Below are 21,260 nucleotides of genomic sequence, written 5' to 3' on the forward strand. Positions count from 1 at the left end.
TTAGTAAAAGTTACCGCTAAAATTTGACTACTTACTATTAATGGCCAAATTATGAATTAAATAAGCAATTTTATAAATAATAACTCTTGTTTTTCCGCTTCCTGCACCAGCTATAATTCTATTAGCACCTTCACTACTTAAAACAGCTAATCTTTGCTTTTCGTTTAAATGTTTTAAATTTATAACTTCTTTCAAAATTTAAAAGCTATTTTCGTCACAAGAATTACAGATTCCAACTGCATTTTTATTACCAACAACATAACTTTTGCTATCGCATTCGATACAAAATATTACTGCCAAAAGAATATACCCCCTAAAAGTTTATAAAAACCAAATGTGTAAAACATCTGTGATTTCTACATAAAATTTTAAATATGTGATATACCACAGATGTTTTGCACAATCAAGAAAAATATTAAAAAAGAATAAAGTTTTTTAATTTAATTTTAAAGATAGTTTATAATTTAAATTCCTTAAATGTAAAAAAATCAAAATTAATGCAACTTTTTTAGTTGTATTTTTTATTTATATCTTAAAGAGGAGCTTGTTTAAATAAAAGTGATTGGTTAAGAATATAAAACATTATTGTTGTCGCTACCGCGATATTTAAATCAAATACTTAATTAAAAAATTAAAAATCTTAAAATGATAAATTAATAATGATTAAATTTTATTATGTAATAATGTCCAGAAAAAAAGAATTTTTCACTTTATATTATGTTAAAATTAAATTGCTTTTAAAATATTAAATTAATTAGTAAGGAAGGAATATTAAGGTGAAAAAAATATTAATTATTGGTTCAGAAATTGTTAATTTTTACAAAGAAATTATTTAAGATATGAAAAAATTATTATCAATTTTAGGAATGATTAATTTTATAGCAATAGGAACAAGTTTAATTATTTCTTGTAGTAATAAATTGGCAAAACCAATAAAACAACCAAAACCAATAGAACAACCAAAACCAATAGAACAACCAAAAATAGATATTAGTAGCATTGTATCAATTGAATCACCAACAAAGATTATTGCTAAAAACCCTTTAAAAGTTGGTTTAACTGAAGTGAAAAATGCATTAAAACCACAAGTTTTTAAAGAACTTACAAAAATTGATAATAATTTAACTGAAAATGATTTTGATATCGCAGTTTGAATTCTTGTAAATGATAATATCTGCAAAGAACCTTATGATTTAACAACTCAAAAATTTGCAAAAATTAAAATTATTGGATACGAAAAAATAAATCATATATTAATTGATTTAATGCCAGTTAATTTACCAATTGCAACAACTAGTTAATTAAAAGTTGTAAATTGCAAATTAACTAAACATCTTTGCCTGCTTAACAAAATTTTATGCGTCCAAGTTTTGTTAGGTAGGTAAATATTTGAATAAGTATTAAGGCAGTCAGCAATGATTGTGTTTTTATTTTTTAGTACTTAAATAATATAATTAGCTGATTGTTTTACTTCTTCAAAGCAATACCTAAGAAGACTAAGCGCGGCCTTGCTGGATGAATAACATTAAATTTATGAGGATTAAAAATTCTTATGATTATGGAAATGGTGCGTGAATAGCGTTTCATCTATTACAGCCTGAAATACCACTTGGATTTGGAAGTAATTAAAAAAGGCGGCCTCGGAATTATTTTTAAGAAATTGAATTATCATTATCACCGAACGGCAGTGCATTTTTTTAAGAAAATAGTAGTAAAAATTTTTGTAGTGTTTGAAATGGTGATTTATTTTGTAATGCCGAATGACAGCGTTTAAAGTTATAATAATAATAATATTGATTTAAGAAATGTTGAAGTTCATTTTGATTTAATTTTTTATCATTAGCATAAAATAATTTTGTATAATGTTGATGGAATCGTTCAATCTTCCCGTTAGATTGAGGCGAACGAATTGGTGTCGTCTCGTGAATGATTTCATTTTTTGAAAGAAAGGTTGTAAAAGGCCTTTCTTTTGCTTTGTATGTTTTTTTATTACTTCAATTAGTAGTAGTAAATTCCGGAGCATTATCAGTACGAAGGCGTTTAATGATTATGCCAAGTTCGCCGAAATCTTTCATTGCTCTATGCACAGCATTAATGGCGTTATTGGTTCCTAAACTATCATAAACATAGCCAAATACTATCCGTGTTATTTCGTCAATGAAATCCATAAATGTAATATTTTTTATCAACCGGAAAATTTGATGTGGTAATAATTTTGGCATCCATTTGTAAAAGACCAATCTCGGAAACTTTATAACGCTTAAAATCGCGTTTTGTTTGTTTAATTTGTTGTTTTAATTCTTTTCAACGAGAATCAGATTTAATTCAGCGATAAAAAGTTTTGATATTTTTAGGAACTTCTGAATTTTTAATATCGTGAAAACCGATTTTTAAATTGTTAAATAAAGACCAAATTTTACCGGCTTGAAGATTTTTGTAATCAAAATATAAATCACATACTTTTTCACGAGAATTTAAACTATATTGATAATTAATATTTTGTGGTTTTGTAGTTTTAAACAATAATAAATCTAAATTGTCAGAATAATAAGCGGTCATAATTTTTTCTGTCCAACGATAAAAGGTTTTCGTTTTGTTCTTAAAATATTTTTTAATAAGTTTTGTTAAAGTAATTTTTTTAATATAGAAATAAGTACATAAATTTAAATAGGCAGTAATGCGTTTTTTAGTTTTATAGTAATAAGGATTACGGCAATTATCACTTAATCAGCTTTGTACTTTTGCTTTTAAATCTGCTAAATCAACTTGGGAAATAATATATTTCATTTTTAAACTCCTTAAATTAAGAAAATCGTATTACAAAAAACACGATTTTCAAAAATATTTATTAAATTACTAATTTTTATTAGGCATTTTGACAGAAAAGGATGTTATAACTCGGTTCTGATAATAATTTTGATTAGGCAATGGTTGCGGTTGTTCTTTATCCTTTTTGGGTAAAAGCAGGAGAAGCAAACATTAATTCTAATCAATCATATTGTCAATCAGCTCCCATGCCCATCTCACTTGTTCCAATATTATAAGTATGAATTTTACCTTTAATACTAACTGCATCAACTTTACCTAATTTTGTTAAATCATAATCACCAGTCAATAAATCACTAACAGTTTTTTCCGTAAACCGAAAAGATGGATATCAAGTAATACCATTAATCATATTCTCTGGTAAATTTTTTAACTCACTTTTATTAAAATTTGAAAACCCAACAAGATTTCTTTTAGAATTATTACCTTGTCAATTAATAGTTGCCTTAGATAAAGAAAATTCATAAATTTTATTTTTAACAAACTGAAAATCATTGCTTCTACAAGCAAAAGTAAACACCACAATTACTAAACTTAACACTGATAAACTTTTTTTTAACATAATTAAAAATCCTCCTTTCAAAGAGATTATATTATACTAAGAATATTAAAAATATTTTAAGAGAACTTTTTAATTAACATTAATAAAATTGATAAGGGCACTATACAAACTCAAACAGCATTTGAAATGCCGGAATAACTTCAAACACCGGAAAGGCAGTTTTGGTAAAATTAATTGTTGTTTTGGCCATATCCGCAACGCAAGGGGGCGAATTAAAAGATTAATCCTCGCCCCGAAAGACCAAGTAATCACAAATTTAACACACTAACAACAGAAGCGTGCTGAATGTCACAAGATATGGCACTAAATAAGCCCCAATAATAACCAGTTGGGCAGTTGGGCGTAGGAATTAAATCATATCGGTATCGTGTATTACCATTTATTCCACCGCCAATAAAAGCTGTTGAATTCAAAATGTTAAAATCGTATAAAGAATAATGATATTCAGTACTTTCATTTTTCTTTTTATATAGCGAAAAAAGTTAGCGTAAAAATATTAATTCCATACATCACATCAACTTTGGCATTGTAAAAATACAATTTATTACTTACTAGTAGTGTTTCATAATTGGTTATCATATGCTTTTAACACATTAAAATCTAATTGATAAGAATTTTTGCCAGTATTAAAACCATTGGCAATTTGGTTTATCTTTAACAAAAAAATAGGAACGAAAAATCATATTTTTACTATTTTCGATTGTTGAACCAAAATTAATTAAATATTGTTTGGGATAAAAAGTAATTAAGGAGCGATAGAAAAATCCCATTTGTAAAACATTTTTAGGAATTTGTTGCGTCCCTTTGTAATCTAATTCTACACAAGTAGAAGCATCCATATCAAAACTCGCATAAAAGAATTTTACAAAAAACTCACTTAAAACTTTATAAATTTTATTAAATAAACCATTAATAAAATCAATAGTTAAATCTTTTTGATAATGAAGCATAAAATCTTTAAAATCAAATTTTAATTTGTCATCATAGCGTAAAAAATGGAAGGTATTACCATAATAATTAACTTGTCCAAAAAAGGTATTAATAAAATCTCCTCCAAAACTTGTTCGCGAGCCAGATTTTAAAAGCGATTTACCATTCTCTAAAAATTCATTATAACCCACAATGCTACCATGCTCAGTTTTTATAGTAATAACATCACCAAAACTAGAAAAGGAAAGTTCTCTAAAAATAACTTTTTCCATCATATCAAGTTCAGGATATGAATTTTTACGACTTAAACTAAATTTACTATTCTGTTTAAAACCATTTAACTTAATTGATATTTCATTCATATATTTAAAATTATTATCAAAGAAATTAAAAACGGAGACTCAATATAAATAAATATAATTAAATTTATCAAAATCTCGCCGTTGTATCATTAAATAGTCTAATTTATCTTGAAACTGAGTATAATCATACTCGCCATCATTTTTAGTTATTTCCGTAGGTAAATGAAATGGTTGCTCGTTATGTTTTTCAGGCAGAGGAGGAGAGGCAAACATTAATTCTAATCAATCATATTGTCAATCAGCCCCCATACCCATCTCACTTGTTCCAATATTATAAGTATGAATTTTACCTTTAATACTAACTGCATCAACTTTACCTAATTTTGTTAAATCATAATCACCAGTCAATAAATCACTAACAGTTTTTTCCGTAAACCGAAAAGATGGATATCAAGTAATACCATTAATCATATTCTTTGGTAAATTTTTTAACTCACTTTTATTAAAATTTGAAAACCCAACAAGATTTCTTTTAGAATTATTACCTTGTTAATTAATAGTTGCCTTAGATAAAGAAAATTCATAAATTTTACCATTACTAGAATTTGTGACTTGTTTTTGTCGTTTCATAAAGGATTGTTTTTCCATATTAGGTTTTAGTAGTTGTTTTGTATCAAAAAACGCCCCTAACAGCACCAAACCAATAAACATTACACACAAATAAATCAAGAAATAATCTTATCCATCTTACCACACCTTAAAACTCTTTTTTATTGCTTTAAAAGCATCAGAAAATTTATAATGTTGATGTCGCAAACATTCACAATTGGCAACTTGCATTTGATGCTTTCTAAAAACTTTATTAAAGTAATAACCCCTAATAATTAACTTAATACCAGTTATTAAGAAATAAATAATTAATAATCAAAGATAAACATTAAAAAATACACTTTGAAAATTTAATGGTATAAAATCTTTAAAAAATTTATCCCCTTTAATTTGAAGGACCGTTAAAAATATTCAAATTATAATAACAACACTATGAAGTATGATAAAAAAATGCATAAAAATTAAAACGCTTTTAAATCATTTAACACCTAATATTTTCTTTAACTTTTTCATTTTTTAACTCCTTTTAAAATATTTTTTTATTCAGTAGGTCCTCTTAAAATTAAATATATTGTTGATAAAATACAAATCGTTCTTAAAATTTGGAAAATCAGATGTTGAGAAAACAACCTTATCATTGGTTTAAACAAATCTAAAATTTTAATATTTTTTGATAAAACTTTATTAAAATATTCTAAACCCTCACGAACATAAGCTCATAAACCTAAAAAGTAATTTAAAGCAAAAATAGAAAAAACAGCAACAAGAATAAATAAAATTATCAATTTAAACATTTTAAAAACCTACCTTTTTATTCGCCATCCATGTTGGTTAACTCACGGTCTATTTTTAGGACTATTACCACTGAATTTCTTAATTGGACCACTAGATGATTGTTTCTTAGTTCCTCAATTAGCAACTGATTTTTGGTATTTTTCACGAAAACCAACTTTTGGTCGTTCCATATGAATTCCTAAAATATCACCAATTACAAGATTGATAACAAGCATAATTAGCGGAAAAATAATAATACGAATATCTGTTCCAGGAAGGGTTAAAGTTCAAATTAAATCAAAAACTTTATAAAACATATCGCCAATCAAACTAGTCATTTTTTCTAAGTTTTTCATTTTTTAAACTCCTTTACTTGTTTTTCTTCTTCAGATTATTTTTTAACTTAGTAAGTATCTTGCTAAATTTCTCCATTTTTAAATATTCTAATGCTTCAATATCCATTACATTATCATTTCAAAATTTATGCTGATAATTATCATTCAAAGCACGATTACTTAATTCACGCAAGAATGATAAATATTTATTATCATAAAGGTTTAAAATTGACATCGGAATTTTCAATTTAAAGAAATAAATGTCTAATTCCGGAATGCTACGATACTTGATTTTGCGACCTTTTTTATCATTTTTAGCATTAATCAGAGTTAATCATCATTGTTCGTATTCGCTTACCGATTTAAAAGTGCCGTAAATAACTTGTAAATAGGGCCGGAAAATACTAACTGGTTTTTTTCTAATGCCAACAATTATTGAATTCGCAATATCACGAACTTTAACTCATATATGTTCAGCTCGTTGTCCGCTTGCTAATACGATGTGGGTAAATTGTCGAGCCGAAGCAAAATATTCTTGTAAACCTTGAGTTACTCTATCATTTTCTTTATAGTCAGTTCCTTCTAAAAATAAGTTAGTTTCATCTCATAACAGCAAATGCTTTTCTTCTAATATCGGATAATTATAATCTAATAAAGACATATGCCCTAATGAAAGCATTTGTTTATTGGTAATCGAAAAAGTAGAAATCGTTTTTCAACCACTTAATAAGTAAGAAGCTAAAACCATTAAAGCGGTTTTTCCAGTGCCCAAAGCACCAATTACTAAATTTAAAGGTGAATTTAATAAGAAATTAATAAAACTACGGCGAGCAAAAAAATGAGAAATTTTAGTATATAAAATATATAAAGCAATTAATAAATAAATAATATCGAATAACATTCGTCAACTTTGAGGATTATAATAATGCAAAATCGCACCATAAAATCACGTAATAATAAATAAAGTGCGATTTAAAGTCACAAAATCATATAATTTTAAATTTATTTTTTTAAACAATAGCATCACTTAAATCACACTTTCTTTATTTCTATTACTATCTGCCGGGCATTAATTTTTCAAACATTTTGAAAGCGATTAAAAATAAACCAATAATAACGCTAGGCAAGAAAACTCAATATGTAGCAAAGAAATTAACAACATTTGGCATATTACCACCAATAATATCAGTTCAAATATTACCGAACGCTTTAATTAATGCTTTTCATAAGTTAGTAACCGCTTGTTCACCAGTAATTGCTACTGGTGGTGTTTGTTCACCAGTAATTGCTACTGGTGGTGTTTGTTACATCAAGAAAAATTCTAAACATATAATCACCCCCTTTCTAAACAAAATATGATTTAACCTTATAAAATAAAATAACAATAAATAAGACGATAAATACTAATACCATTCAAAAGGCAATATTTGCTATTAAAAGTCAAAGTAGTTCTTTGGTTAAATCAATTTTTTTACCAGAAACTCACGCCGGAATAGTTGTAATTTGAATAAATAAATCTCAAAAATACAATTTTGTCATTTCTCAATCTAAATCTTTTCAAGCAACTAAAAACATAATAATTACCGCTTAAAAGGTCAAAAGAGTAGAAAAATAATTGCTGAGAAGAGCATTACAATTATTAAAATTGAAAACAAAAATACAACTTGAGGTGGGTGGTAAATCGCCAGTTGGATAAATTAATTCAATTAACTCAATAATTATTTTCTTAAACATTTTCTAAACCTACTTTTTAATTTCTTTTTCATCTTGTTCTAATAAATTTCGCTTAAACTTCGCAATAAATATTCGTTGTGCATAAGTAAAATCTTTTGGCAACTGTTTTGCTTCACTACCATATTTCTTTTTATCTTTAAAAAACCGATAAATATTAACCGCAATATAATATGCTAGTAATAATGTTAAAATCGTAAAAAATACTAATCCAAATATACTCATCTTTCTTTTCTCCTTAATTTTCTAATCTTTTAATATGCAATATCAACACAAAGTCAATTATCACCAACTAAATCAGTTCTAACAAATTCAACTGCAGATTTAGACGCTAAAAATTTTTGTTCTAATCCAGTTTTTTTATTAATAGAATATATAAACTTTCGACAATAATTTTTAGGTGGCTCATCCGCACTAACTCACATTTTCATTTCTAAAACTCCAAAATTATTTTTTACTACACCAAATTTAAAAAATTGCAATAACTTAGTTAAATAACTCCACAATTAACATCGATAATTAACGCGCGGAGCATACGCTTTCCGCGCCGTTTAAACACCATAAAAACCAACTAAGATATTTTTTTTATTTTTTTTACGCCCCTATTCTTAAAACACCGTAAAAGATTTTTAAAATGAATTTTTAAAATAATCAAAACTTACAACCTTTTTATCATGTTATTTTTCAGCAACAAAAAAATCTAACAACTCATGACCTAAAATCAAACTAGATTCTTGGAATTTACTATTAACAAAAACCAACTGATATTCACCATCTTTAATTATTCCAATACAAATAGAATTCTCATATTTTCCTTTATAAACAAATCGTTTTGAAAACCAAATACCAGTAGATTCATACAATCGTGGAATTACCGGCGCTTTAATAAGTACTGCATTTTGCGTTTTTTTTAAAAAATATTTTTCAGTATTTAAAAAAATATTTTCAATATTTCTCATATACATACCATCCTTACAATATTTAGTTATATTAAGCTAAGTTATATTTAGCTTAGTTTATTACTATCAAGGCACAAAAAAATACAAGTCATAACTAAAAATAATAAATATTAATTTAACCTTATATTTCTTGTAATAAATAAATGAGCTCGTATTTATTTATTAATTAAAAGCAAGTTTGTAGAAACCAAAATCTTGTCATATGTATATGGTTTCTACATAAAATTTTAAAATAAGTATTGCATTTGTGTTAAAAACATATTACTATTATCTTATGCTATTAATAGTCTATAGACAGCAACGGGGAAGCCTTAATTATGTTGCCGAGGATTTAAAAGTATAGAATTTTGAATTATAAAAACTCTTTTAAACTCGGTATCTAATACCGAGTTTTTTTATGTAAGATAGATATTGATTTCAAAATTAAACGGTTATGTTTAAGAAATTAGGAAGGGGTGGATGAATGCGACCAGCAATAGAAACTAAAAATAATATTGTTCAAGAGATTAAAACAAAGATTGCATCATCAAAGTCAACAACTATTATTCATTATCATGGGTTTTCTGTCCAAAATTTAACAAATTTAAAGTTACAGTTAAGAAGTGAAGATGCTAGTTTAAAAATTTATAAAAATACATTAGTAAGAAGAGCATTACAAGAGTTAAAGATTAGTAATTTAGATGATATATTATTAGGTCCTAATGCGTTAGTGTTTTCGGCAACTGATAAAATTATAGGTCCAAGATTATTAGCTAAGTTTGCTAAGGAACATAAAAATTTAGTATTGAAAAGTGCTATTTTTGATGGTGAAGTAGTATTATATGATGAATTACAAGTATTAGCTACATTGCCTTCAAAAGAGGGTCTTATTTCAATGTTTGCTTCAGCAATTATTAGTGGACGCATAAAGTTAAAAGGAGAGAATTATATTATGGCAGAAAATAATCCAATAAAAAAAGAAACACAAGAAGAAATAGAAAATAAAATTAACGAGGAAAAAACAATTACAAAAATAACTGATAGTGTTAAAAAAAATAATAAGATAACAAAACAAGATATTATTGATTCCCTAGAAAATATGAAATTAACAGAACTAAATGAATTAGTAAAAGCAATTGAAGAACATTTTGGTGTTACTGCTAGTGCGCCAGTGATGATGCAAGCAGTTTCACATGATGATGACAGTGCTGCACCGACAGAAGTAAAAGTTATTTTAACTGAAATAGGTGGTTCTAAAATTGCAGTTATTAAAGTAGTGGCAGAAATTACAGAAAAACCTTTAATGGAAGCCAAGAAATTAGTTGAAGGTGAAAACCCAGTAATTAAAGAAAAAATTAAACCAGAAGAAGCCGAAGAAATTAAAGAAAAACTTGTTGCTGCTGGTGCTGTTGTTGAAATTAAATAAATAAATTTTAAAAATAACTAAGGATGTAATATACCACAGGTATTTTGCACAATCAAGAAAAATCTTAAAAAAGGTCGTGTTTAGTTTTTTCCGGGACTGCACAATTAACTGTGTCTCTAAGTAATTAACTTAAATTCAATCTGTCTTTAAATTTTATCATTAAATGTGAAATTGCAGTACCCCGATTTTTAATTGGCATCGTTCAATTCTTAACCATATTTTGAAATGCTAAATAAAATATTTTAAAAACTGATGAGTCATTAGGAAAAATCTTTTTATTTTTAATACTTTGGGCGCATAAAGTTTTGTTAGGTAGGTAAAGATTTAAATAGTTTTGAAAGAAAAAAAATCACAATTTAATTATCATTTTATTTGGAAAATAAATAATAAAACAAAATATTTAATATCAACAAACAAAATCTCAATAAAAGGTTATAAAAACTAAACAAAATACTTATAAAAAAACATTAAAATAAGTTTTTACAACAAAAATCATACATAAGAAATATATACTTAATTTGCATATTGAAATAATTTATAGTAAATAATTATTTTTTCTTTTTCTAAAAATACCTAAGAAAACTAAACGCGGCCGTAAAATAATTGTCATAAAATATATATGATAGATTATGATATAATTTTAAAAGGTAATTATTAAAATTTATAAAAGTAGAGAGGTTTAATTATATGAGTAAACAAAATATTTTATTAATCTTTGAGATTATTCTTTTAATTATTGGTTTTGCAATGATTGTTATTGGACTGTTACAATCAAAGAAAACGCAATCAGGGTTAGGGGCATTAAGTGGTGGTAATCAAGAGCTTTTTGCACAAACCAAAGAGCGAGGACTTTCACGAACTTTATCATTTATGATGTTAGGTTGTGGAACTTGTTTATTTGTTCTTTCAATGATTATTAGAATTTTAGAAAATACTTTATAATTTTTATTTAAACTATTAGTCCTTGAAAATTCTAATAGTTTAATGACTGATGGAGAGTATATGAAACAAAAAATTTTAAATATTTTAAAAAATGAAAAGCGACCCCTTTCAAAATTAGAAATTAATAATTATCTTGAAATTACTAATGAAGAACAATATGAATTAATGGCGTTGGAACTTAAGGAATTAAAAATTAATAATGTTTTAAAAGTTAATAGTAGTAATAAATATTCCTTAAATTTACAAAATCAATTGCTTACTGGTATTATTCAACTGCATTCTAAGGGTTTTGGTTTTATTAAAACTAAAGATAATCAAAAGTATTTTGTTAAATCACAAGACTTAAATGGTTGTTTAGATATGGATGAAGTTTTATTTACTAGTAAAAATATTAAACAAAATGATGCTTGACATTTTGCGGCTTTGGTAATTAAAGTATTAAAAAGGTCTTTAACTACTATTGTTGCTACTGTTTGTTTTAATGAAGCAACTAAAACAAAGTTTTTAAAAATTAATAATATTAAATTGCAACATTTATTTTTTGTAGTTACTAATTTAAGTATTGCAATTATTGATATGATTGTTATTGCTAAAATAGTGTCTGTTAGTAAAAATCAATTAGTATCATTGGAAATTCAGGATATTATTGGTAATGTTAATACTCCGGGAATTGATGTTATCGCTGTTGTTCACGAGTTTTTTGTTAAAACAAAATTTGATGATGCGACATTAAATGAAGTAAAAAAAATCTCTCCATTGGTAATGGCTGAAGAATTAATTGGTCGGAGAGATTTACAAAATAATTTATTTATTACTATTGATGATAGTGATGCTAAAGATTTAGATGATGCTATTAGTGTTGTTAAGTTGGATAATGGAAATTATAAATTATTTGTTGCGATTGCTGATGTGTCACATTATGTTACTGAGAATAGTGCTTTGGATAAAGAATCTTTTATTAGGGGAACTTCTATTTATTTAGTTGATCGTGTTATTGCAATGTTACCACCACAATTATCAAATGGTATTTGTTCTTTAAATGAAAATGAGATACGGTTAACGATAGTTTGTGAAATGGAAATTAATCCTGTTGGTGAAACTATTAATAATGAAATATATCCATCAGTTATTAAAACTAAGCGAAGAATGTCGTATGATGAAGTGAATTTGGCTTTTAGTAGTCAGAATCCAAATTTTGTTAAAACTCATCCTGAAATTTATCAAATGCTTTTAATTGCTCGTGATTTACATCATATTTTAAGAAATTATAAAGAGCAATCTGGAGTTATTGATTTTAATTTAAATGAGGCTAAATTAGTTATTAATCAAAATGGCAAAATTAGTGATATTTCTTTGAGAAAGCGCGCAACAGCAGAAATGTTAATTGAAAATTTTATGATTCGTGCTAATGAAACTGTTGCTAGCACTATTTATTGAATGAATTTGCCATTTATTTATCGCATTCATGATAAACCAAAAATTAAAAAATTAAGAGAAGTGTATAATGTATTAAAAATAATGGGATATAACATTAAGGGCGGGGTTGGGAATGTTTATGCTAAAGATTTGCAATTAACTTTGAAAAATATTAAAGATAAACCTTGATTTCAAGTTGTTGCTACTTTGTTTTTACGAAGTATGGAAAAAGCTCGTTATGATATTAATAATATTGGGCATTTTGGTTTAGTAAGTGACTGTTATACTCATTTTACATCACCAATTCGTCGTTATCCGGATTTAATTGTTCATCGGATGTTAAGAAAATATCTTTTTGAGAAAAAAATTAATAATGTTATTGTTGATAAGTATACAGCGATTTTACAAAATCAAGCAGAACAGTCTAGTATTTCCGAGTTGAAAGCATTAGAATGTGAAAGAGCAGTAGAACAAATGAAAAAATCTGAGTATATGGAAACACAAATTGGAAAAAGATTTTCGGGAATTGTTAGTTCAGTTACTAATTTTGGGATTTTTGTAGAATTAGAAAATACTATTGAAGGATTGATTCGTGTTAGTGATATGCGAAATGATTATTATAACTATAATGAAAAAACAATGCGATTAGTTGGTGAAAGAACAAGAAAAGAATATTATCTTGGACAAATTGTTAACATTGAGGTTAAGTGAGCTAGTAAGTTAGAAAGAAAAATTGATTTTATCCTTAAAGATTCTAATAATAGTAATGGCAGGGGTAGGGTTAAACAATGAAAATAATTGCTTCAAATCGCAAAGCACGATTTAATTATGAATTAATAGATACTTATGAAGCTGGAATTGAATTACAAGGTTCTGAGGTTAAATCTTTACGGGAATCTAATGTATCATTACAAGAAAGTTATGTTTTGATTAGAAATCAAGAGGCATTAATTTTAAATTTACATATTAGTGCTTATGCTTATGCATCAAGTGCTAAATCAGATCCTAATCGTTCAAGAAAGTTATTGTTGCACAAAAAACAGATTTTAAAGTTGGAAGCGAAGATGAAATTACAAAATTTACAATTAGTTCCTACTAAAATATATTTTAATAGTAAGGGTTTAATTAAAATTAAAATTGCGTTAGCAAAAGCAAAAAAACTTTATGATAAAAGAGAGACTATTAAAAAACGCGATATGGAACGAAAAATTCAAAGAGGACGCATAAAGTTTTCTTAGGTATTTTTAAAAAAAGAAAAAATAATCATTTATTATAAATTATTTCAATATTCAAATTAAGTATATATTTCTTATATATGATTTTTGTTATAAAAAATTTTAAGGACCTGTCCAAAATTCTGTGTCTCGATAATTCATTCTGAATTATACTTAAACAAAGGAGAACAGAAAATGACAAAAAAATAAAAAAAAGAGCCTGATGCAATTGATAAAGTTGTTGATTATTTTTTAGAAAATATTGATAATTCACAAGATTTATTTAAAGGCAATACTATTTTTCAGGAATTTATCAAAAAATTAACTGAACGAATGTTAAATATGGAAATTAAAGATCATCTTGAAACTGATGAGAATCATAATAAAAGAAATGGCAACACACAAAAAACCATTATTACTAAAAATGGTTCAATCGTAATTGATGTACATGTACCAAGAGATCGAAATAGTACTTTTGAACCAGTAATTATTCCAAAAAGACAAAGAAAATTTGATAACTTTGATCAAAAAGTAATTTCTTTATATGCAAGGGGGGGAATGACAATTTCTGATATCAAAGCACAATTGCAAGGATTCTATCACGGAGCAGAAGTTTCAGAAAGTTTAATTATTCAAATAACTAATGATGTTATTGAAGAAGTTAAAATGTGGCAAACTAAACCTTTAGAGAAGATTTATCCGATTGTTTATTTTGATTGTATTGTTGTTTAAAGTAAAACAAGATAAACGAATAATAAATAAAGCAATTTATCTTGCCTTAGGAATTAATTTAGATGGTTTAAAAGATATTTTAGGAATGTGAATTAGCGAGAATGAGGGAGCCAAATTTTGACTGAATAATCTTACGGAAATGAAAAATCGCGGATTACAAGATATTCTTGTTGCTTGTAATGATAATTTAACAGGAATGTCTGATGCAATAGAAGCTGTGTTTTTGGGAACACAGCACCAATTATGTATTGTTCATCAAATTCGTAATAGTTTAAAATTTGTTCCTTACAAAGATCGCAAACTTGTAGCTAATGATTTAAAATCAATTTATACAGCAATTAATGAAGAAATAGCGTTAGTTGCTTTATTTCATTTTTCTGAAAAATGAAATAAAAAGTATTCACAAATTACTAAATCATGAAAAAATAACTGAAATAATTTAATAATTTTTCTTGAATATCCTCAAGAATTTAGAAGAATTATTTATACAACTAATACAATAGAGTCTGCTAATAGTCAACTAAGAAAAGTAATTAAGAATAAAAAGATTTTTCCTAATGACGCATCAGTTTTTAAAATATGGTTAAGAAATGAACGATGCCAATTCAAAATTGGGGTAGTGCAATTTCACATTTAATGATAAAGTTTGAGGACAGAGCAGAGTGAATTTAAGTTAATTACTTAGAGACACAGTTAATTGTGCAGTCCCTATTTTTTTAATGTTGTTTTTATAAGCGTTTTCCTTAGTTTTTATAACCTTTTATTGAAATTATGTTCGTTGATATTAAATATTTTGTTTTATTATTTATTTTCTAAATAAAATGATAATTAAATTGTCGTTGCTTGTCATTAAAAATTATTTAACCTTTTCCATCTAACAAACATAATTTCAATAAAAGGTTATAAAAACCAAGGAAAACGCTTATAAAAATAACATTAAAATAATTTTTTACAACAAAAATCATACATAAGAAATATATACTTAATTTGCATATTGAAATAATTTATAGTAAATGATTATTTTTTCTTTTTTTAAAAATACCTAAGAAAACTAAACGCGACCCTTTCCTTATAATTTACTTTGTCATTTTTAATAACTTTGATAAAATATACTTATTGTAGGGGTATAGTTCAATTGGTAGAACATCGGTCTTCAAAACCGAGTGTTGTGGGTTCAAGTCCTGCTACCCCTGCCAATAAAATTATTTATTAAGAATGATATCAATATATTATTGGAAGCATAAATTTTTGTTAGGTAGGAAAAGGTTAAATAATTTTTAATGACAAGCAACGACAATTTAATTATCATTTTATTTAGAAAATAAATAATAAAACAAAATATTTAATATCAACGAACATAATTTCAATAAAAGGTTATAAAAACTGAGCAAAATATTTAAGACTTGGTACATAATCTTTAATTTTATCTACTATTTTGATAATATTATTTCCTAGATGAAGTACAAATGTTAGATAAATACAAAGATAAAAATGAATTTTATAGTTTAATAAGCATAAAATGTTATAGTTATGTACCAAGTATTTATAAAAAAACATTAAAATAATTTTTTATAACAAAAATCATATATAAGAAATATATACTTAATTTGAATATTGAAATAATTTATAGTAAATGATTATTTTTTCTTTTTTGAAAAATACCTAAGAAAACTAAACGCGACCTATTAATAATTTTTATTGTGTAAAAATTCAATAATATGATAGAATCATAACAAATAAGAATGAAAATAACGAGGGGGGGTATGGTTAGTTTAGTAATTAAATAATATAATTAGCTGATTGTTTTACTTCTTCAAAGCAATACCTAAGAAAACTAAACGCAACCTTTGTTTATTAAAGATTTTATTAGTATTTTAAAGTATGATAAAATTAATAATGTTATAGGTGAGAAATTAGAAACTGGAGCGATATATATGAAGTTTTTTAATAAATATAAAAGTGTTTTAAAAAACATTAGAGCTAATGTTCAAGAAATTTTAGATTTAGATTTAGAAATGCAAGAATTATCTGATGATAGTTTAAAAAATAAAACTAATGAATTTAAAAAGCGATTGAAAGCTGGTAATACTGTAGATGATATTTTAATTGAAGTTTTTGCTGTAGCACGTGAAGCAACAAGAAGAGTTTCGGGATTACATGCTTTTGCTGTTCAGTTAGAAGGAGGTATTGTTTTACATAATGGTGATGTTGCGGAAATGCGAACTGGCGAAGGAAAGACTTTAACAGCGATTATGCCAATGTATTTAAATGCTTTACTTGGTAAGGGCGTTCATATTGTTACTGTTAATGAATATTTAGCACAGCGTGATGCTGAAATTAATGGTGCGGTGTTAGAATTTTTAGGTTTAACAGTTGGTGTTAATTTAAGAGATTTAAGTAATAACCAAAAGCGAAAAGCTTATTTGTGCGATGTTACATATACTACTAACTCGGAATTAGGATTTGATTATTTAAGAGATAACATGGTACATGCTTATGATGAAAAAGTCCAACGCGGGTTGAATTTTGCAATTGTTGATGAGGCTGATTCAGTTTTAATTGATGAGTCAAGAACACCGTTAATTATTTCTGGTGGTTCTAAAAGTCGTGAACCCTTATATGAAAATGCTGACCGGTTTGCTAAAAGTTTGGATAAAAAGGCAGATATTAAAATTGATTTAGAAACTAAACAGGCGGCTTTAACGATATCTGGTGTTAAAAAGGCAGAAAAACATTTTGGTATTAAAAACTTGTTTAGTTTGGAGCAATCAGAATTATTTCATCATATTTTAAATGCTTTAAAAGCTGTTCATGTTTTTACGAACGGGATTGAATATGTTGCTCAAAATGATGAAATAATTTTAGTTGATCAATTTACAGGGCGGTTAATGCCAGGGAGAGCTTATAGTGATGGTTTGCAACAAGCATTACAGGCTAAAGAAGCAGTTACCATTGAACATGAAACGACAACGCTGGCAACTATTACTTATCAAAATTTCTTTCGCTTATACAATAAATTGAGCGGGATGACAGGAACAGCAAAAACGGAAGAAGAAGAGTTTATTAAAATTTATAATATGCGAGTAATGGAAATTCCCACCAATCTTCCTATTGTGAGAAAAGATGATATAGATTTGGTTTTTGCATCACAAAGTTCTAAATATAAGGCTTTACTTAAAGAGGTTAAAGAAAGACATATCAAAGGGCAACCAATACTAATCGGAGCAGCATCAATTACGACATCTGAGGAAGTATCAAATATTTTAAAAGAAGCTAAAATAGTTCATAATGTTTTGAATGCGCGAAATCATGTTCAAGAAGCAGAAATTATTGCTGGTGCGGGACAAATTGGGGCTGTTACAATTGCTACTAATATGGCCGGAAGAGGCACTGATATTAAATTAGGTGATGGTGTTATCGCCTTAGGTGGTTTGGCTGTTTTAGGTACGGAACGAAATGAAGCTAGAAGAATTGATAATCAGTTACGAGGTAGATCGGGTCGTCAAGGAGATCCGGGTTATTCAAGATTTTATCTTTCAGTAGAAGATGAATTAATGCTTCGTTTTGGTAGTAAAAAATTACAAGGATTATTTAGTCGTTTAGGAGACGATCATATTCAATCAAAATTATTATCGCGAAGTATTACTAATGCTCAAAAAAAAGTTGAAGGATTAAATTTTGATACTAGAAAGAATTTGTTGGATTATGATAATATTTTAGCTCAGCAAAGAGAAGTAATGTATGAACAACGCAATGCAATTTTGCAAACTAAGGTTTATGCTCCATTGGTTGAAAGAATGATTTTTACTGTTAGTGGTGATTTATTGAATATTTTTACAAAAGAGATTAATAAAGAAATTATGATTGATTTTGTTAGTTTAGTAAAAAGTTTAGAAAAAAAGTTAATTAACAGTAATCATGAATTAGATGCTAAAAAATTACGCTCAATGACGCGACATGATGCCGTTTTATCAATTGGACGGGTAATTTTTAATCATTATCAGAAAACTATTGAAAATATTCCTGAAGCAATGTTATGAAAAATTGAAAATCAAATTATTTTACAAGCTTTTGATCATCATTGAACAGAACATATTGATGGTTCTAGTAAATTAAGAACGGGAATTTATTTGCGAAGCTATGGGCAGTCAAATCCGTTACATGCATATATTGATGAATCAGCCCAATTATTTAATCGAATGCGAATTAATATTGCTCATCAAGTAGTTATTAGTTTGTGTAGTTTAGAAATTGGTCCTGATGTTGATGATGGTATATCAGAGGAGGTAATGGAGGCTATTGAGAGAACAAAGACAAAGCAAGGTGGTTAGGAAAAATTTTTATGTTTAAATTAGTTGCTGATTTTAAGCCAGCAGGTGATCAACCAAAGGCGATTGCAAGTTTAATACAAGGAATAAGAGAAAATCAACAATTTCAAGTGTTATTAGGAGCAACTGGTACGGGAAAAACTTATACGATTGCTAATGTTATTACTAAAATTAATAAACCAACTTTAATTTTGTCACATAATAAAACCTTGGCAATGCAATTATATGTTGAATTAAAAGGCATGTTTCCTGAAAATCGTGTGGAATATTTTGTTTCCAACTTTGATTTTTATCAACCAGAAGCATATATGCCAAAAACTGATACATATATTGATAAGACAGCAAAATCTAATAGTGATATTGAAATGATGCGGTTAAGTGCGATGAATGTTTTAGTTACTAGAAAAGATGTTATTGTTGTGGCATCAGTTGCTGCTATTTATGGTGCACAAGATCCTAATGAATATAAAAAATCTTTTTTTGAAATTCGTAATGGTCAAAAAATTGAGAGAAAAGTGTTATTACATTTTCTTATTAATTCTGGTTATACTCGTAATGATTTAGAAATTCGTCCGGGAATGTTTACTGCAAAAGGTGATGTTATTAAGTTGGCACCGGGTTGAACGGATGAATTTTATTTACGCATTGATTTGTTTGATGATGATATTAACGAAATTGCTAAGATTGATGTTTTAACTGGTAAATTAATTGAAAGATATCAATCTTTTACAATTTTTCCTGCTCAAGACTATATTATTTCCAAAGAAAGATTAGCAAAGGCAATTGCTAGAATTGAAGCAGAATTAATAAAATATTTAGAAGTCTTAAAAGCTAATAATCAATTATTAGAATATCAAAGGATTGAACAAAGAACTAATCGTGATTTAGAAGCCTTGCAAGAGTTTGGTATTTGTAGTGGTATTGAAAATTATTCCCGACATTTAGATTTAAGAGATAAAGATGTGCCACCATATACTTTAATTGATTATTTTGGTGATGATTTTGTAACTATTATTGATGAATCACATATTTCTTTACCACAAGCCAGAGGAATGTTTAATACTGATCGGAGTAGAAAACAAACATTAGTTAATTATGGTTTTCGTTTACCGAGTGCCTTAGATAATCGACCATTAAATTTTATAGAATTTATGAATAAATTAAAAACAGTGATATATACATCAGCAACTCCGGGTGATTTTGAATTAAATCAAGTTAATTATCAAGTAACTGAACAAATTATTCGCCCGACAGGTTTAGTTGATCCAACAATTGTTGTTAAACCAACGATGAATCAAATTGATGATATTATTGAAAATATTTTAGTGCGAAAAGAAAATTGTGAAAGAGTATTAATTACGACTTTAACAATTAGACAAGCAGAAGATTTAACTACTTATTTGCAGGAGCGGAATATTAAAGTAGCATATTTGCATAGTGAATTAAAAACTTTAGATCGTTCAAAGATTTTATTAGAACTAAGAAAAGGGGTTTATGATGCTGTGGTGGGAATTAATTTATTACGCGAAGGATTAGATATTCCTGAAGTTTCGTTAATTTGCATTTTAGAGGCTAATAAGCAAGGATTTTTACGCGATGCGCGGTCATTAATTCAAACTATTGGTCGGGCGGCAAGAAATGTTAATGGTAATGTTATTATGTATGCTGATACAATATCGGATGCGATGCAAAAAGCAACGGCTGAAACGCTGCGCCGAAGAAATGTCCAAATTGCTTATAATAAAGAACATAATATTATTCCCCAGACAATAAAGAAAAAGATTGATGATTCGTTATTTGCTAATAAATTATTACAAGAATTTGATATTATTAATAAAAGAAAGTCTAAAGATTATCTCAAAACAAAAACGCAAATCATTAGTGATTTGCGAAAGGAAATGTTAGTGGCAGCAAAAGATTTACAGTTTGAACGAGCAGCACAGTTACGAGATTTAATTTTGGAATTGGAAACAGAATAAGATTAAATATTTCATTAGACTTGGTACATAACTATAACATTTTTATGCCTACTAGACTATAAAATGTTATAGTTATGTACCAAGTCTAATGAAATACATCTAATTTGTTTAAATTTGCCATTCTTAAATGTAATAAGTTATTTAAATTATTTATTAGGGGCTGTCCAAAATTCTGTGTCTCGATAATTCATTCTGAATTATACTTAAACGAAGGAG

At 26.8% G+C, this 21,260-nt stretch carries 22 protein-coding genes, 1 tRNA gene, 3 pseudogenes and 1 other annotated feature; of the genes and pseudogenes, 11 read left to right on the plus strand and 15 right to left on the minus strand.

Annotated elements, in window-relative coordinates; all coding sequences use genetic code 4:
• Positions 1 to 27: 27 nt before the first annotated feature.
• Positions 28 to 195, minus strand: coding sequence for a UvrD-helicase domain-containing protein (locus AACK93_RS04905; protein ID WP_339023966.1), 168 nt, complete (start codon positions 193 to 195; stop codon positions 28 to 30).
• Positions 196 to 839: 644 nt separating this feature from the next.
• On the opposite strand from AACK93_RS04905, the gene AACK93_RS04910 reads away from it, so the two are divergent.
• Positions 840 to 1,301, plus strand: coding sequence for a lipoprotein (locus AACK93_RS04910; protein ID WP_339023967.1), 462 nt, complete (start codon positions 840 to 842; stop codon positions 1,299 to 1,301).
• Between the two features lie 396 nt (positions 1,302 to 1,697).
• On the opposite strand, the gene AACK93_RS04915 is transcribed toward AACK93_RS04910, so the two are convergent.
• From AACK93_RS04915 to AACK93_RS04955, 9 genes are all read right to left on the minus strand, one after another.
• Positions 1,698 to 2,168: an integrase core domain-containing protein gene (locus tag AACK93_RS04915; RefSeq protein ID WP_339023968.1), complete on the minus strand. Its 471-nt coding sequence runs from the start codon at positions 2,166 to 2,168 to the stop codon at positions 1,698 to 1,700.
• On the minus strand, positions 2,116 to 2,787 hold the full coding sequence (locus AACK93_RS04920) for a hypothetical protein (protein WP_339023969.1): 672 nt from the start codon (positions 2,785 to 2,787) through the stop codon (positions 2,116 to 2,118). The genes AACK93_RS04915 and AACK93_RS04920 overlap by 53 nt, the downstream gene beginning before the upstream one ends.
• A 157-nt stretch (positions 2,788 to 2,944) precedes the next feature.
• Entirely contained in the window at positions 2,945 to 3,388 is a 444-nt protein-coding gene (locus tag AACK93_RS04925; RefSeq protein WP_339023970.1) for a hypothetical protein, read from the minus strand.
• 626 nt (positions 3,389 to 4,014) lie between these two features.
• The gene (locus AACK93_RS04930; RefSeq protein WP_339023971.1) at positions 4,015 to 5,091 is read right to left on the minus strand and encodes a hypothetical protein; all 1,077 of its coding nucleotides are present in this window, start codon (positions 5,089 to 5,091) and stop codon (positions 4,015 to 4,017) included.
• Positions 5,092 to 5,169: 78 nt separating this feature from the next.
• Positions 5,170 to 5,331, minus strand: coding sequence for a hypothetical protein (locus tag AACK93_RS04935; protein WP_339023972.1), 162 nt, complete (start codon positions 5,329 to 5,331; stop codon positions 5,170 to 5,172).
• 36 nt (positions 5,332 to 5,367) lie between these two features.
• Complete coding sequence (locus AACK93_RS04940; protein ID WP_339023973.1) at positions 5,368 to 5,742, minus strand: hypothetical protein; 375 nt, start codon at positions 5,740 to 5,742, stop codon at positions 5,368 to 5,370.
• A gap of 26 nt (positions 5,743 to 5,768) precedes the next feature.
• A complete protein-coding gene (locus AACK93_RS04945) occupies positions 5,769 to 6,023 on the minus strand; it encodes a hypothetical protein (protein ID WP_339023974.1) in 255 nt (84 codons plus the stop codon).
• 9 nt (positions 6,024 to 6,032) lie between these two features.
• On the minus strand, positions 6,033 to 6,359 hold the full coding sequence (locus AACK93_RS04950) for a hypothetical protein (RefSeq protein WP_339023975.1): 327 nt from the start codon (positions 6,357 to 6,359) through the stop codon (positions 6,033 to 6,035).
• 13 nt (positions 6,360 to 6,372) lie between these two features.
• Complete coding sequence (locus tag AACK93_RS04955) at positions 6,373 to 7,362, minus strand: hypothetical protein (RefSeq protein ID WP_339023976.1); 990 nt, start codon at positions 7,360 to 7,362, stop codon at positions 6,373 to 6,375.
• A gap of 62 nt (positions 7,363 to 7,424) precedes the next feature.
• Here AACK93_RS04955 and AACK93_RS04960 point away from each other — a divergent pair, with 62 nt between their 5' ends.
• Complete coding sequence (locus AACK93_RS04960; protein WP_339023977.1) at positions 7,425 to 7,715, plus strand: hypothetical protein; 291 nt, start codon at positions 7,425 to 7,427, stop codon at positions 7,713 to 7,715.
• Here AACK93_RS04960 and AACK93_RS04965 read toward each other — a convergent pair.
• The 4 genes from AACK93_RS04965 to AACK93_RS04980 form a co-directional block, all read right to left on the minus strand.
• On the minus strand, positions 7,683 to 7,913 hold the full coding sequence (locus AACK93_RS04965) for a hypothetical protein (protein WP_339023820.1): 231 nt from the start codon (positions 7,911 to 7,913) through the stop codon (positions 7,683 to 7,685). The genes AACK93_RS04960 and AACK93_RS04965 overlap by 33 nt on opposite strands.
• 168 nt (positions 7,914 to 8,081) lie before the next feature.
• Positions 8,082 to 8,294, minus strand: coding sequence for a hypothetical protein (locus AACK93_RS04970; RefSeq protein WP_215826178.1), 213 nt, complete (start codon positions 8,292 to 8,294; stop codon positions 8,082 to 8,084).
• Positions 8,295 to 8,323: 29 nt separating this feature from the next.
• Positions 8,324 to 8,500 (minus strand): hypothetical protein, encoded by a 177-nt coding sequence (locus AACK93_RS04975; RefSeq protein WP_339023978.1) that lies wholly within the window; start codon positions 8,498 to 8,500, stop codon positions 8,324 to 8,326.
• Positions 8,501 to 8,746: 246 nt separating this feature from the next.
• Positions 8,747 to 9,028, minus strand: coding sequence for a hypothetical protein (locus AACK93_RS04980; protein ID WP_339023979.1), 282 nt, complete (start codon positions 9,026 to 9,028; stop codon positions 8,747 to 8,749).
• Positions 9,029 to 9,298: 270 nt separating this feature from the next.
• Positions 9,299 to 9,434: a sequence feature (ribosomal protein L10 leader region), on the plus strand.
• Positions 9,435 to 9,491: 57 nt separating this feature from the next.
• Between AACK93_RS04980 and rplJ the strand changes: the two are divergent.
• Both rplJ and rplL read left to right on the plus strand, forming a co-directional pair.
• A pseudogene (rplJ, locus tag AACK93_RS08150) lies at positions 9,492 to 9,908 on the plus strand (50S ribosomal protein L10); the annotation flags it as partial.
• Between the two features lie 162 nt (positions 9,909 to 10,070).
• Positions 10,071 to 10,433 (plus strand): 50S ribosomal protein L7/L12, encoded by a 363-nt coding sequence (rplL, locus tag AACK93_RS08155; protein ID WP_422398189.1) that lies wholly within the window; start codon positions 10,071 to 10,073, stop codon positions 10,431 to 10,433.
• 124 nt (positions 10,434 to 10,557) lie between these two features.
• Here the strand turns inward: rplL and AACK93_RS04990 are convergent.
• Positions 10,558 to 10,719 (minus strand): annotated as a pseudogene (locus tag AACK93_RS04990) (IS256 family transposase); the annotation flags it as partial.
• Positions 10,720 to 11,120: 401 nt separating this feature from the next.
• On the opposite strand from AACK93_RS04990, the gene secG reads away from it, so the two are divergent.
• From secG to uvrB, 7 genes and pseudogenes are all read left to right on the plus strand, one after another.
• On the plus strand, positions 11,121 to 11,375 hold the full coding sequence (gene secG, locus AACK93_RS04995; protein ID WP_339023982.1) for a preprotein translocase subunit SecG: 255 nt from the start codon (positions 11,121 to 11,123) through the stop codon (positions 11,373 to 11,375).
• A gap of 60 nt (positions 11,376 to 11,435) precedes the next feature.
• Positions 11,436 to 13,589 carry a ribonuclease R gene (gene rnr, locus AACK93_RS05000; RefSeq protein ID WP_339023983.1) on the plus strand — a complete coding sequence of 718 codons (2,154 nt, stop codon included), beginning with the start codon at positions 11,436 to 11,438 and terminating at the stop codon, positions 13,587 to 13,589.
• Positions 13,580 to 14,029 carry an SsrA-binding protein SmpB gene (gene smpB / locus AACK93_RS05005; protein WP_339023984.1) on the plus strand — a complete coding sequence of 150 codons (450 nt, stop codon included), beginning with the start codon at positions 13,580 to 13,582 and terminating at the stop codon, positions 14,027 to 14,029. The genes rnr and smpB overlap by 10 nt, the downstream gene beginning before the upstream one ends.
• 228 nt (positions 14,030 to 14,257) lie before the next feature.
• Positions 14,258 to 15,409: pseudogene (locus tag AACK93_RS08160) on the plus strand (IS256 family transposase).
• Positions 15,410 to 15,857: 448 nt separating this feature from the next.
• Positions 15,858 to 15,933 (plus strand) — tRNA-Trp (locus AACK93_RS05020).
• Positions 15,934 to 16,671: 738 nt separating this feature from the next.
• Positions 16,672 to 19,068, plus strand: a complete 2,397-nt coding sequence (secA, locus tag AACK93_RS05025; RefSeq protein WP_339023986.1) for a preprotein translocase subunit SecA — start codon at positions 16,672 to 16,674, stop codon at positions 19,066 to 19,068.
• A gap of 11 nt (positions 19,069 to 19,079) precedes the next feature.
• Positions 19,080 to 21,044, plus strand: coding sequence for an excinuclease ABC subunit UvrB (gene uvrB, locus AACK93_RS05030; protein WP_339023987.1), 1,965 nt, complete (start codon positions 19,080 to 19,082; stop codon positions 21,042 to 21,044).
• Positions 21,045 to 21,260: the final 216 nt, after the last annotated feature.

Source organism: Spiroplasma endosymbiont of Agriotes lineatus (assembly GCF_964019485.1).
Classification (GTDB): domain Bacteria; phylum Bacillota_I; class Bacilli_A; order Mycoplasmatales; family Nriv7; genus Nriv7.